This window comes from Streptomyces sp. NPDC093252, from assembly GCF_040683675.1.
Taxonomy (GTDB): domain Bacteria; phylum Actinomycetota; class Actinomycetes; order Streptomycetales; family Streptomycetaceae; genus Streptomyces.
In genome coordinates, this window is record NZ_JBFBEM010000001.1 from 482,908 (window position 1) to 495,933 (window position 13,026).

Sequence of the window (13,026 nt, forward strand, 5' to 3'; positions counted from 1 at the left end):
AGCAGCCGTTGGGGGACGGGAGGTTCTCGGGGCGGCGGGGGCGGGTGAGGTCGACGGGGGCGCCGGGACGGGGACGGACGTTCTCATGGGGTGACGATCGGGAAGTCCGGGTCCGGGGTGTCGAGGTGGCCGAGCAGCTCGGTGAGCCGGGTGGGGTCCCCGGTCACCCGGACGCCCTCGTGGGACGGCAGGTCGGCGGGCGGGAGGGTGCCGAGGAGGACGGCGCGCAGGGTGGCCTCGGTGAGGGTGAACTCGGCGTCGGGGTCGCCCGCGGCGGCGGGTCCGGTGCCGGTGACATGGGTGAGGACGCCGTTGCGCAGCCGCAGGGTGAGGGGGTCGCCGTCGGCGTCGCCGTCGGTGAGCTTCCAGCGGATGGTGATGTCGGCGTCCCAACTGCGGGGGCCGTCGACCCGGATGGCGAGGGAGTCGAGGAGCTGGCCGAGGGTGAGGGCGGCGAGGAGGTCGGGCGAGACGGTGGAGGTGGGGGTGGCGACGGGGCCGTGCCGGAGTTCGTAGGCGCCCATGAGGTAGAAGTTGCGCCAGGTGCCGTTCTCGCTGCCGTAGCCGAGCTGTTCGAGGGCGTCGGCCTGGAGGGTGCGGGCCTCGGCGTTGTCCGGGTCGGCGAAGACGGCGTGGTGGACGACCTGGGCGACCCAGCGGTAGTCGCCGTCGGCGTAGGACTGGCGGGCGCGGCGCAGGAGTTCGTCGGTGCCGCCCATGAACTCGACGTAGCGGCGGGCGGCCTCCACGGGCGGGTGCTCCCACAGATGGGCGGGGTTGCCGTCGAACCAGCCCAGGTACCGCTGGTAGACCGCCTTGGTGTTGTGGCTGACCGAGCCGTAGTAGCCATGGGTGTGCCAGGCCCGTTCCAGGGCCGGGGGCAGGGTGACGCGTTCGGCGATCTCGGGGCCGGTGAGGCCCTGGTTGAGCAGGCGCAGGGTCTGGTCGTGGAGGTAGGCGTACAGGTCCCGCTGCCCGGTGAGGAAGGCGATCACGCGCTCGCGGCCCCAGGTGGGCCAGTGGTGGGAGGCGAAGGCGACATCGGTGCGGTCGGTGAAGAGGTCGACGGCCTCGGTGAGGTAGGCGGCCCAGACACGCGGGTCGCGGACCTCGGCGCCGCGCAGGGTCAGCAGGTTGTGCAGATTGTGGGTGGCGTTCTCGGCCATGCACAGGGCGGAGTGGTCGGGGAAGTGGAGGTTCAGCTCGGCGGGTGCCTCGGTGCCGGGGGTGAGCTGGAAGACCATCCGGATGCCGTCGACGGTCTCCGTCTGTCCGGTGCGGGTGATGTGGACGGTGGGCGGGATCAGTCCGGCGGTGCCGGTCGAGGTGGTCTGTCCGAGCCCGGCGCCGATCTGTCCGCGCGGGCCCTTGGGGAGGGCGGCGCCGTACATGTAGGCGGCGCGGCGGTTCATCGCCGTACCGGCGTAGACGTTCTCGCTGACCGCGTGCTCCAGGAAGCCGTGCGGGGCGAGGACGGGGACGCCGGCGGCGACCTCCTCGTCGGAGACGACGCCGTGGACGCCGCCGAAGTGGTCGGCGTGGCTGTGGGTGTAGAGGACGCCGGTCACCGGCCGGGCCCCGCGGTGCGCGCGGTACAGGGCGAGGGCCGCGGCGGCGGTCTCGGCGCAGATCAGGGGGTCGATGACGAGGATGCCGCGCTCGCCCTCGACGATCGTCATGTTGGAGAGGTCGAAGCCGCGGACCTGGTAGATGCCCTCGGTGACCTCGAAGAGGCCGTGGTCGGAGCAGAGGCGGCTCTGCCGCCACAGGCTGGGGTTGGCGGTCGCCGGGCAGTCCTGGGCGAGGAAGCCGTAGGCGCCGAGGTCCCAGACGGTGTGCCCGGCGGCGTCCTGGACGACGCTCTCCCGGGCCGTCCCCATGAAGCCGCGCCGGGCGTCCTCCAGGTCCTGGGTGTCGTCGAAGGGGAAGCGCCGCAGCACCTCCTCGTTGGCCCGTGCGACGGACGGCTCGGCGGGCCGGGGTTCGGCGTTCTGCGGCATTCCGGTCTCCCTCGCTCACTGCTCGCTCACTGCTCGCTCGGTGCTCGCTCGCTGGTGCGCGCTCTCCTCGGCCTGCGGCACGCGCGCTCTCCTCGGCCGACGGTCCGGCACGGACGGACGGGCGGCCACTGCCACCTGCCACTGCCACCCTGGCCCGCGCCGGGTGCGTCGGCGAACGGGTGAGGGCCGGGTGGGTGAGCGGGGGGGGATGGGGCGGGGGCGGATCGGAGGGGGCGGGGCCTGGATCGGAGGGGGCCGGTGGCGGTTCTGCGGGGCCGGTGGCGGTCACGGTCTCGTGGCGGCGTCGGTGGCGTCCGCGGCCTCGGCGTTCAGGGTGATGTGGGGGGACAGTGCGCGCAGGAAGTCGGGCGCGTCGAAGATCTCGCCCGCGGAGGCGACGCCGGTCGTCCTGGTCCGGCCGGTGAGGATGCGCTCGACGGCTTCCACGGCGAGGGGCGCGGTGACGGCGTAGATGTCCTGCCCGGCGGCGGTGGCCCGGCGTTCGGCGCCGCCGCGGCGGACGACGACATCGACGAGGAAGGTCTGCGCGGACCGTCCCTGGGGGTCGGCGGGTGTCGGGGCCGGGGTGTCGGGGGACGCCAGGTCACCGGCGGCCTCGACCGTCATGTAGGTGCGGACCTCGGGGATGGCCAGATGGCTGGGGACGGTGACGACATCGGCCATGGTGAACTCCCCGATGACGGCCCGGGTCCCCATCGTGCCGGGGAAGTGCCATGCGAGGGTCGGCGGGGTGTCGTGGCGGTGGGCCAGTCGGCCGCCGGTGTAGACGACCCGGGCGCCGCCGCGCCGCTCGCGGGAGACCGCCCCGGCGGCACGGGTCCCCGCGGTGGGGTGCCAACTGTTCAGCCCGTACGCGATGTGCGCCTCGTCCGCCGCCGTCCAGTCGCCCATCGCGGAGGTGGCCAGCAGGTCGCCGAGTCCGCCGTAGAAGGCCATCGCGGGGACGACCGCCACGCGCGCGGCGCGGGCGCGGTCGGCGAAGTGGGTGAAGGTGTCGGCGTTGGCCTCGATCTCGGCCGCGACATCCACGTACGGGATCCCGGCGCGCAGGGCCGCCTCGATGAGGGGGGCGGCGGTGGTGGCGAAGGGTCCGGCGCAGTTGATGACGGCGGACGCGCCGGACAGTGCGCGGTCGAGCGCGGCCGGGTCGTCGACCGACGCGGGCCGGACATCGAGTCCCGTCCCGGCCCCGGACTCCGCCAGTTTTCGGGCGTCGCGGCCGGAGAGGACCGGGACGAACCCGCGCTCCCGCAGCCGCGCCACCACGAAGCGCCCGGTGTGCCCGTACGCGCCGAACACCGTCACCGTCTGTCCCGAACCCATGGCCGTTCTCCTTCAGTCAGTTGCGTCGATCCACCGCGACCGGCCGACCGGCCAACCGGCCGCGATGCGCCGCGGTCCGCCGTTCTTCCGTCATGAACATCCTGTCGAGTGCGCCATCCCGCCACGAGTGTCCGGAACGACGGGCCCCGTACAATTACGGACATGGACTCCGTGGCCCTGGCCGTCACCGACGGGATGCTGCACTTCGAACTGGCCCTGGCGTGCGAGGTGTTCGGTTCGCCGCCGTCGAGCGTGACCGGTCAGTGGTACGACTTCAGCGTCTGCGGGCCGGGCCCGGTGCGGGTCGGCCCGTTCCGGCTGGAGCCCGACCACGGGCTGGACCGGCTGCCGTACGCGGACACCGTGATCGTGCCGGGCTGGACCGACATCGACCGGGAGCCGCCCGGCGAGCTGGTCGACGCGGTGCGCGCGGCCCATGAGGCGGGGGCGCGGGTGGCCTCCCTGTGCACGGGTGCCTTCGTGCTGGCCGCGGCCGGTCTGCTGGACGGCAGACGGGCGACCACGCACTGGGCGCACGCCCGCGACCTGGCCGACCGTCATCCCCGGGTGACGGTCGACCCGGACGTCCTCTATGTGGACAGCGGCAGCGTGCTCACCTCGGCGGGGAAGGCCGCCGCCATGGACCTGTGCCTGCACCTCGTCCGCCTGGACCACGGCTCGGCGATGGCCAACACCCTCGCCCGCCGTCTGGTCGTGCCACCGCACCGGGACGGCGGGCAGGCCCAGTACGTCACCACGCCCGTCCCCGCGCCGGCCAACCACCCGCTGGCCGAGTTGTTCCCCTGGGTCATGGCCCGCCTGGACCAGCCGCTGACCGTGGAGGACCTGGCGCGCCGGGCGCGCATGAGTTCACGGCACCTGGGCCGCCACTTCAGGTCCGTGACCGGCACCACCCCTCTGCAATGGCTCCTCATCCAGCGCATCCGCCACGCCCAGGCACTGCTGGAGACCACGGACGACGGCATCGACAGCATCGCCGCGGCCACGGGCATGGGGACGGCAACGACGCTGCGCCGGAACTTCAACCGCACGGTGGGCGTCCCGCCGGACACCTATCGGCGGACGTTCCGCGCGCGGGCGGGGGTCTCGTCGATGCCCGCGGACGCATGACGGACGCGGCCCCCCGGCCGGGAACCCCCGCGCCGTCGCTCAGCGGCCCCGCCTGAAGCGCGGAGCGAGGCGGCCGAGGCGCCTGCGGGGGCGCGCTCGTCGCCCCCGCCCGCCAGACCCCGGCGGCGGATGCGCGATGCCGGCCAGGTGAAGAAGCCGAGGACGATCAGCAACGGGAGGCACGCGCCTATGGGGCGGGCGTGTAGCCGGGCCGTTTCCGGCGCTCTCCGACGACGGAGAGGGCCGGGCCTCGGGCCATACCGGCCTCACCTCATGGATCGGGGCGGCCCTCCCCGCCCGCCACGTCCCCACCAGGCGGACCCTCCCCGTCCCCCCTCCCCCGTCGCCCTCTCGGCCCTCCCCCACCCCTCCGCAATCGGACATTTCGGATACCGTGCTTGTGATCACGCTCGCTCACCCGCGCGGAGGTGCCCCCCGTTGACATCCCACCGCCGCCGCCCATGACCATGCCCCCGCCCCCCGAGGGAGCCGTGCGTACCCGCTATCCGCGCCGCGGCCGGGGCAGTCAGCGGCGGCGCCGGATGCGCAGTCTGGGGCTGGCGCTGTTCCTGGTGGTCGCGGGGGCGCTGCTCGGCTGGGCGCTGCCCCGGTGGGAGGAGCATCTGCCGAACGCCGAGCTGGATTTCGACGCGTCCACCGCGCAGGCGACCCTCGCCGCCATCGCGGGCGGCATGATCACCCTGGCCGGGTTCATCATCACGGCCATCACGCTCGTCATCCAGACCGTGCAGTCCATGTCCCCCCGGCTGGTCTCGGCGCTCGGTCACTTCAGCCGGTATCTGGTGCTCTTCGGGCTGCTGATCGGCACCGCCCTGTACGCGCTGGTCGCGCTCAGCGATGTGCGCGGCGACAACGTGCCCCGCACCAGTGTGACCCTCGCCGTCTGCCTGGTGCTGATCGACGCGGTGACCGTGCTCCTGCTGATCGGTGCGCTGCGGCACGCGGTGACCGGCGGGGGCCTGGCCCGCTCGGTCGGCGACCGGCTGCGCGTCGTCATCGAGGAGACCAGTCCGACGACCCCGCCGGTCACCGCCGTACCCGGCCTCGCGCCGCCCGACGGGGACCGCACCGTGCCCGTCCCGTACGGGGGCGGACCGGCCGTCCTCCAGGCCGTGAAGGAGCCCCGGCTGGCCCGGCTCGCCGCCCGGCACGACATCCGGGTCCGGCTGTCCCAGGGGGTCGGTGACTTCGTCGGGACGGGCACGGTCGTGGCCCGCGTCGAAGGGGTCGGCGGGCGGCCCGTGAGCGGGCGGCTGGCCCGCCGGGTCGCCGCCTGTCTGCGTCACGGGCCCGGCCGGACCGTCGAGCAGGATCCCGGGTACGGGCTGCGGCTGCTCGCCGACATCGCCGTACGGGCCCTGTCCCCGGCCGTCAACGACCCCACGACCGCCGTCCAGGCCCTGGACCAGATCGAGGACGGGCTGCTCCGGCTCGCCGGGCGGCCCCTCGGTCCCGCCTGGCTGCTGGACCGCGCCGGGCGGCCCCGGGTGCTGTGCCCGGCCTCCGACTGGCCCGGCCTGGTCTCCCTCGCCCTGGACGAGACCCTTCTCTACGGTGCGGGCAACCCCCAGGTCGCCCGGCGGCTGCACGCCCTGCTCGACCGGGTGCTGGCCGCCGCCCCGGCCGAACGCCGTGCCCCGCTCCTCGAACGCCGCGAGGCCCTGCGCCGGCTGACCGCCGCCGGGCTCCCCGATCCCCTCCTCAACGAGGTGGCCGGCCGGTCCGACCATCAAGGGCTGGGCGGGCGCCGGGGTTAGCGTCGGCCGAGAGCGGTGAGTTCCGCCTCGATGGCGCCCAGCAGGAGCGTCCGGGCCCGGTCGGCGGCGAGGCCGCCGCTGAGCCAGCGCATGCTGAGGCCCTCCAGCAGGGCCGTGAGCCGCTCGGCGGTTGCGGTCAGGTCCGTGGCCGGGGCCGTCGGCCTCACCCGGCCCAGCAGGGCGGCCACTTCCCGCACCCACACCAGCGTCGCCCCGGCGAGGTCCTCCCGCAGGGCGGGCTCGAAGACGGCGCTCGACCGCAGCTCGCCCCAGGCGGCGCTGTTCTCCCGCACCTCCTCGGTGTCCTGCAACTCCAGGAGGAGGGTCCGTTCCAGCTCCTCGCGCGGGCTCGGCGGCGGGGCGTCCGGGTCGCGGGCCGTGGTGTAGCGCTCGGCCCGGTCGTTGATGAACTCCAGCGTGTGGCGCAGGATCCCGGTGCGGTCCTTGAAGTGGTAGTAGATCAGCCCCGTGGAGACACCCGCCTCCGCCGCGAGTTCCTCCACCCGCAGGCCGCGGACGCCGCGCCGGGCGATCAGCCGGGCTGCCGCTTCGAGAATCTGAGTACTGCGGGACGCCATGACCCGTAACCCTACCGGGGCCGATCACGGCCACCGCCCCTCTTGATCACGGCCATCATCCACCTTGACTGAATTTTCAGTCAGTGTCAGAGTGCGGGTACAGACAGAGGCAGGACAGAAACGTTCGGAGTGCATCGTGTCCCACCGTCCCCCCACCCGCCGCACCACCCTGCGGACCCTCGCCGGGTTCGGCGCGCTCGCCCTCGGGGCGGTGGGCTGCGGGCCGGGCGGTGGCGCCGGAGCGCAGCCCACCGCCTCCCGGACCGGCTCCCGTACCACCGCCCGGACCGCCCCCGCGGGGCGCCGCTTCGGCGCCGAGTGGGACAGCCACGCCCGGACGTTCATGTCGTGGCCCGCCCTGGAGTCGGTGTGGGGCGCGGACCTGCCGTACGTCCGCGAGGACATCGCCCGGATCGCCCGCGCGGTGGCGGACTACGAGTACGTCGTCATGATGGCCCGGCCCGAGCAGCGCAGGGCCGCTCAGCGGGCGTGCGGCGGTCAGGTCGAGGTCGTGCCGATCGCGGTCGACGATCTGTGGGCCCGTGACACCGTGCCGGTGTTCGTGGAGGAGGACGGCGAGGTCCTCGGGGTCGACTTCCACTTCAACGGGTGGGGCCGCAAGCAGGAGCACACCCATGACGCCCGGGTCGCCGGGACCGTGCTGTCCGAGTACGGGCTGCCCGCGGTGTCGGCGCCCCTGGTCTCGGAGGGCGGCTCCTTCGAGACCGACGGTGAGGGCACCCTGCTGATCACCGAGAGTTCGATCGTCAACGAGAACCGCAACCCCGGTCTGAGCAGGGACGCCATCGAGGCGGACCTGATGGCCACCCTGGGTGTCGAGAAGGTGGTGTGGCTGAAGGGGGTGCGCGGTGAGGACATCACGGACGCCCATGTCGACAGTCTCGTGCGGTTCACCGCGCCGGGGGTGGTCCTGCTGGACCAGGTGTTCCCCGGGACGCCGCCGGACTCCTGGTCGCGGGCGGCCGATCAGGCGCGGTCGGTGCTGACGGAGGCGACCGACGCGCGGGGGCGCCGGTTCGAGGTGATCGATCTGCCGCAGCCCGACCTGGACCGGATCACGGGTGAGGGCGACGACTTCGTCTCGACGTACGCCAACTTCTATGTCGCCAACGACTCGGTGTTCCTGCCCCGGTTCGGTGACCGGAGGGCCGACGACCGGGCGCGGGGCATCCTCCAGGAGCACTTCCCGGACCGTGACATCGTGCCGGTCGTGATCGACACGGTCGCCGCCGGGGGCGGCGGCATCCACTGCGCCACGCACGACCAGCCGGGGCGGCCCGTCGACTGATCCCCACCGACCCCGGCCGACACCCTCGCAGCGCGCCACGGTCGGGCGGTGCGCGGTGAGATGTGGACGCCCCCGTGGCTCAGCGGTCGGGCGGGATCTCCAGCGCGGTCCGGCACCGGTCGAAGAACTCGGCTCCGGCGTCCTTCATCTCCTGCCGGGGAGCGGCCAGTTCCCCCCACCCCGGGAAGGCGCCGCCGCCGTCGACGCGCCGGGCGAAGGCGCGGTGCGCGGCGAGTCCGGCGTGGGCCGCCTCGCGGAGCCGGACGGCGGCAGTCCAGACCGGGTCCGGCCCGAAGAGGCGGGTGCGGCTGCACGCCAGTGAGAGCGACGCCCACGCGGCGTTCAGTTCCTCGTCGACGGTCCCGCGCGGCTCCTGGTGCTCCAGCGCCGTGCGGAACGCGGCCAGGTGCCGGGCCAGTACGCCCTGGGCGCGGATGACCTCGTCGTAGGCCGTACGGCGCTCCTGGCGGATCCAGTGCTGGAGTTCGTTGGCGCGCTGCTGGTCGACCTGGCGGGTGATGGCGTCGGCGGCGGTCCGGGCGCCCGTGACGGCACCGGAGCGGGCGAAGTACCCGCCGAGTGCCGCGCCGACGAGCCCGGCGAGTCCCGCGACGACCGCCGGCCAGAGCTGATCCATGTCTCCCCTGCCTCCCCTGCCTCCCCCGGTGGGCCCCGCCCCGCCGACCGTCGGCATCGTACGGCCCCCCGGGGGAGTTCAGGCGGCGCGGTGCCGGGGGGCGTCGTCGGGCGGGAGCAGTACCGGGGTACCACGCGCGGGGCGGAGTGCGGTCTCCCGGTACCACCGGGGTGGGGTGGTCCGGCGCCTAGCGTCACAGGTGTGGCGCCGAAAGCGGGCGCCCGGGGCCGACAGGGAGGGCGCGCGTGATCGAGGCACGGCAGTTGACCAAGAGGTACGGCGAGAAGACGGCCGTGGACGGGCTGGACTTCGTGGTGCGGCCGGGCTCGGTGACCGGGTTCCTGGGGCCCAACGGTGCCGGGAAGTCCACGACCATGCGGATGGTCGTCGGCCTGGACGCCCCGACCAGTGGTTCCGTCACCGTGAACGGCCGCCCGTACGCCCGCCACCGGGCGCCGCTCCAGGAGGTCGGCGCGCTGCTGGAGGCGAAGTCGATCCATCCGGGCCGCTCGGCGTATCAGCACCTCAGGGCGCTCGCGCTGACCCATGGCATTCCCCGCCGCCGGATCGACGAGGTCATCGAACTGGCCGGGCTCGGCAGTGTGGCGCGCAAGCGGGCGGGCGCGTTCTCCCTGGGGATGGGGCAGCGGCTGGGCATCGCGGCGGCGCTGCTGGGCGACCCGCAGACGGTCATGCTGGACGAGCCGGTCAACGGGCTGGATCCGGAGGGAGTGCTCTGGATCCGCAATCTGCTGAAGACCCTGGCCGCCGAGGGGCGAACGGTGCTGGTGTCGTCGCATCTGATGAGCGAGATGGCACTGGTCGCGGACCATCTGATCGTCGTGGGGCGGGGCCGGTTGCTCGCCGACACCACGGTGACGGATCTGATCCGCGACGCGGGCGGGAACACGGTGACCGTGGCCACGCAGGATCCGGGGCGGCTGCGGGACGTCCTGGCGGGGCCGGGTGTCTCCGTCACCGGCCGGATCGGCTCCGAGGAGTTGCAGGTGGCCGGGTTGACCGCGCGTGAGATCGGGCTGCGGGCCGCCGAGCACGGGATCGCGCTGTTCGAACTGACCGCGCGGACGGTGTCGCTGGAGTCGGCGTTCATGGAGCTGACGCGGGACGCGGTGGAGTACCACGGTGCGACGACGACGGCCGGGGCGGCCGGGGCGGGGAGGCCGGCGTGAGCGCGGTGCCAGGAGCCCGGTGCGCGCGTCGGCGCACCCACCCGCAGGGGATCACCGCGCCGGGCGGGAAGGCCCGCGTCAGTACCGCGACCACCACCACAGCCACCACAGCCACGGCAGCCACCGCGGCCACCGCCACCTCCGGCGCCATCACCGCACCCACGCCCGACCGCCCCGACACCCCCGCGAGGCCCCTATGAGTACCGTCACCGAAACGACCGGGGACGACCTCCGTACCGCCCCCGTCCGCCCCCGCTACCGGGTGACCGGGCGGCGGGTGCTGGCGTCCGAGTGGGCCAAGCTCTGGTCCCTGCGGTCGACCTGGATCACCCTGGGTCTCGGACTGCTGTTCCTGGTGGCCTTCGGTGTGATCTCCGCCAGCCGGTACACCTCGGGGTCCGACTCCGGCGGGCCGGGCGGCGACTTCGCCGACGCGACGGCGGTCAGCCTGTCCCTCTTCGGCACCGGCTTCGCCCAGCTCGCCCTGGGCGTCCTCGGTGTGCTGGTCACGGCCGGGGAGTACTCGACCGGCATGATCCGCTCGACGCTGGCCGCGGTGCCGCGCAGGCTGCCCGTGCTGTGGTCGAAGGCGGCGGTGTACGGGCTGGTGTCGCTGGCCGTGGGAACGGTGGGCGGGTTCGTCGCGTTTCTGATCGGCAACGCGATCCTGTCCGGCACTCCGGCGGCCATGAGCCTGTCGGACGCGGGGGTGACCCGGAGCCTGCTGGGCGCGGGGCTCTATCTGGGTCTGGTCGGTGTGATCGGTACGGCGCTGGGCGCGCTGCTGCGGTCCGTGGCGGGCGGCATCTCGGTGCTCGTCGCCACGTTCATGCTGGTCCCTGGGCTGATCTCGCTGCTGCCCAGCTCCTGGCAGGACAACATCAGCCCCTACCTGCCCTCCCACGCCGGGGAGGCGATGTTCGCCCTCACCCATGACGCGGCCACGCTGTCGCCGTCGGCCGGGCTGCTGGTCTTCCTCGGCTGGACCGGGCTGGCGCTGGCGGGTGCCGCGTACCGGCTGGTCCGCGGCGACGCCTGACCGGGCGCACCATGGCAGGGTGACCTCAGTGACCGCCGACGACCTCACCGCGATGGGACCGCTGGTCGCCCGTCTGTCCCGGGGCGGGCGGCGGCTGCGGCGGGCGGACCGGGCGCGTCCGTGGGTGCTGGACTCCGCGGTCGTGGCCCTGGTCTTCCTCGCCTTCTGTCTGCCCGATCTGCTGCACGGCCCGGTGGGCAACGGCGACGGGCCGCGCCGGTTGCGGCCGGTCTACACGCCACTCCCGGTCGCGGCGACGCTGGCGTTGCAGGCCGGACTCGTGCTGCCGCTGCTGTGGCGGCGGCGCAGACCGCTGTACGCGTTCGCGGCGATCACCGCGGTGTTCGTCCTCCAGTGGTCGCTGGGGGCCGTGCTGCGCGCGGATGTCGCCCTCTTCGTCGCCCTGTACAGCCTGGCGCTGCACGGGCCGCTGCGGCAGTTGCCGTGGGCGTGCGCGGCGACGGCGGGGGCGATGGTGCTGGCCGCGGTGCGGATCTCGGCGGCGGTGTCGGTCTGGGACTCGCTGTTCTTCCTGCTGAGCACGGCGACGGCGGCCCTGGCGCTCGGCCTGATGATCCGTACCCGGCGGGCCCAGCTCGCCGGGCTGCGGGAACGCGCCGCCCAGTTGGAGATCGAACGCGATCAGCGCAGCAGGCTGGCCACCGCGACCGAGCGGACCCGGGTGGCCCGCGAGATGCACGATGTCGTCGGCCACAACCTGGCCGTCATCATCACCCTCGCGGACGCCGGGGCCTACGCCGCGGACATCGACCCCGCGCGGGGCAAGGAGACGCTGCGGCTCATCGGTGACACCGGCCGTCAGGCCCTGGGCGAGCTGCGGCGGGTGCTCGGCGTGCTGCGCGAGCCGACGGCGGGCGGTGCGCCGGGCGCGGCCCCGCTCAGCCCGCAGCCCGGCATCACCGACATCGGCGCGCTGTGCGCGACGGTGCGGGCGGCCGGGCTGGAGGTGGTCTACCGGACGTCCGGCGAGATGGACGCCCTCGACGGGGGTGTGCAGCTCACCGTCTACCGTCTCGTTCAGGAAGCTCTCACCAATGTGCTGAAGCATGCGGACAGCGGTACCCGGGTACGGCTGGCGGTCCATGCCGAGGACGGGCGGCGGCTGACCGTACGGGTCGAGGACACCGGCCCGGCCGCCCGGCCCGGACCGCCCGACGAGGAGGGACACGGTCTGGTGGGCATGCGCGAACGAGCGGCACTGTACGGCGGAACCGTCACCGCGGGGCCGACGGACCGGGGAGGGTGGCGGGTGGACGCCGTCCTCGACCTCACCCCCGCGGACGGTGACGGATGACGACGACCGTACTGATCGTGGACGACCAGCCGCTCCAGCGGTACGGCTTCCATCTGCTGCTGGACTCCGTCCCCGAGACGGAGGTCGTCGGCGAGGCCGCGCACGGCACCGAGGCCGTGCGCAAGGCGGCGGAGCTGCGGCCGGACGTGGTGCTGATGGATGTGCGGATGCCGGGGATGGACGGGATCGAGGCCACCCGCCGGATCGTCGCCTCGGGGGGCCGCTCCCGGGTGCTGGTCCTCACCACCTTCGACCTGGACGAGTACGTCCACTCCGCGCTGCGGGCCGGTGCCAGTGGCTTTCTGCTGAAGGACGCGCGCCCCGATGAACTCCTCGCCGCGATCCGTGCCGTGGCCTCCGGTGACGCGGTGATCGCGCCCGCCCTGACCCGGCGGCTGCTGGACGAGTTCACCCGCTATGTGCCGACGCGTCGCGCGGATCCGGCCGGGGACCGGGTCCTGGGTTCGCTCACCGAGCGCGAGCGGGAGATCCTCGTGGCCATCGGCAAGGGCTGGACCAATGGGGAGATCGCGGCCCGGTTCGTGCTGTCCGAGTCGACGGTGAAGACCCATGTCGGCCGCGTCCTGGCCAAGATAGGCGCCCGCGACCGGATCCAGGCCGTGATCTTCGCCTACGATCACGGCTTGGCCCGGCCCAACGCCCGCTGATCCCCGCCGGGGTGGCCCGCCTGCGGGGGCGGCAGCG

At 74.0% G+C, this 13,026-nt stretch carries 11 protein-coding genes; 7 read left to right on the top strand and 4 right to left on the bottom strand.

The genetic code is table 11. The features are described 5' to 3' along the window. Positions 1-83: 83 nt before the first annotated feature. Together AB0O01_RS01895 and AB0O01_RS01900 are read right to left on the bottom strand one after the other, a co-directional pair. The gene (locus AB0O01_RS01895; RefSeq protein WP_365309948.1) at positions 84-2,000 is read right to left on the bottom strand and encodes an alkyl sulfatase dimerization domain-containing protein; all 1,917 of its coding nucleotides are present in this window, start codon (positions 1,998-2,000) and stop codon (positions 84-86) included. Between the two features lie 285 nt (positions 2,001-2,285). Continuing rightward, positions 2,286-3,344, bottom strand: a complete 1,059-nt coding sequence (locus AB0O01_RS01900) for a saccharopine dehydrogenase NADP-binding domain-containing protein (RefSeq protein WP_365309950.1) — start codon at positions 3,342-3,344, stop codon at positions 2,286-2,288. A 162-nt stretch (positions 3,345-3,506) separates the two neighbouring features. Here AB0O01_RS01900 and AB0O01_RS01905 point away from each other — a divergent pair, with 162 nt between their 5' ends. Together AB0O01_RS01905 and AB0O01_RS01910 are read left to right on the top strand one after the other, a co-directional pair. After that, positions 3,507-4,475 (top strand): helix-turn-helix domain-containing protein, encoded by a 969-nt coding sequence (locus AB0O01_RS01905; RefSeq protein WP_365309952.1) that lies wholly within the window; start codon positions 3,507-3,509, stop codon positions 4,473-4,475. Between the two features lie 491 nt (positions 4,476-4,966). Then, positions 4,967-6,253, top strand: a complete 1,287-nt coding sequence (locus AB0O01_RS01910; RefSeq protein WP_365309954.1) for a DUF2254 domain-containing protein — start codon at positions 4,967-4,969, stop codon at positions 6,251-6,253. Here the strand turns inward: AB0O01_RS01910 and AB0O01_RS01915 are convergent. Beyond that, positions 6,250-6,831 carry a TetR/AcrR family transcriptional regulator gene (locus tag AB0O01_RS01915; protein ID WP_365309956.1) on the bottom strand — a complete coding sequence of 194 codons (582 nt, stop codon included), beginning with the start codon at positions 6,829-6,831 and terminating at the stop codon, positions 6,250-6,252. The genes AB0O01_RS01910 and AB0O01_RS01915 overlap by 4 nt on opposite strands. 136 nt (positions 6,832-6,967) lie before the next feature. Between AB0O01_RS01915 and AB0O01_RS01920 the strand changes: the two genes are divergently transcribed. Next, entirely contained in the window at positions 6,968-8,140 is a 1,173-nt protein-coding gene (locus AB0O01_RS01920) for an agmatine deiminase family protein (RefSeq protein ID WP_365309958.1), read from the top strand. Between the two features lie 79 nt (positions 8,141-8,219). Here AB0O01_RS01920 and AB0O01_RS01925 read toward each other — a convergent pair whose 3' ends face one another. Continuing rightward, complete coding sequence (locus AB0O01_RS01925) at positions 8,220-8,777, bottom strand: hypothetical protein (RefSeq protein ID WP_365309960.1); 558 nt, start codon at positions 8,775-8,777, stop codon at positions 8,220-8,222. Between the two features lie 245 nt (positions 8,778-9,022). Here AB0O01_RS01925 and AB0O01_RS01930 point away from each other — a divergent pair, with 245 nt between their 5' ends. The 4 genes from AB0O01_RS01930 to AB0O01_RS01945 all read left to right on the top strand — a co-directional run bounded on the left by AB0O01_RS01930 (position 9,023) and on the right by AB0O01_RS01945 (position 12,989). Further along, a complete protein-coding gene (locus AB0O01_RS01930) occupies positions 9,023-9,967 on the top strand; it encodes an ATP-binding cassette domain-containing protein (protein ID WP_365309962.1) in 945 nt (314 codons plus the stop codon). A 196-nt stretch (positions 9,968-10,163) separates the two neighbouring features. After that, a complete protein-coding gene (locus tag AB0O01_RS01935; protein ID WP_365309964.1) occupies positions 10,164-11,006 on the top strand; it encodes an ABC transporter permease in 843 nt (280 codons plus the stop codon). 28 nt (positions 11,007-11,034) lie between these two features. Beyond that, complete coding sequence (locus AB0O01_RS01940) at positions 11,035-12,321, top strand: sensor histidine kinase (protein WP_365310471.1); 1,287 nt, start codon at positions 11,035-11,037, stop codon at positions 12,319-12,321. Continuing rightward, a complete protein-coding gene (locus AB0O01_RS01945) occupies positions 12,318-12,989 on the top strand; it encodes a response regulator transcription factor (protein WP_365309966.1) in 672 nt (223 codons plus the stop codon). Before AB0O01_RS01940 ends, AB0O01_RS01945 begins: the two co-directional genes overlap by 4 nt. Positions 12,990-13,026: the final 37 nt, after the last annotated feature.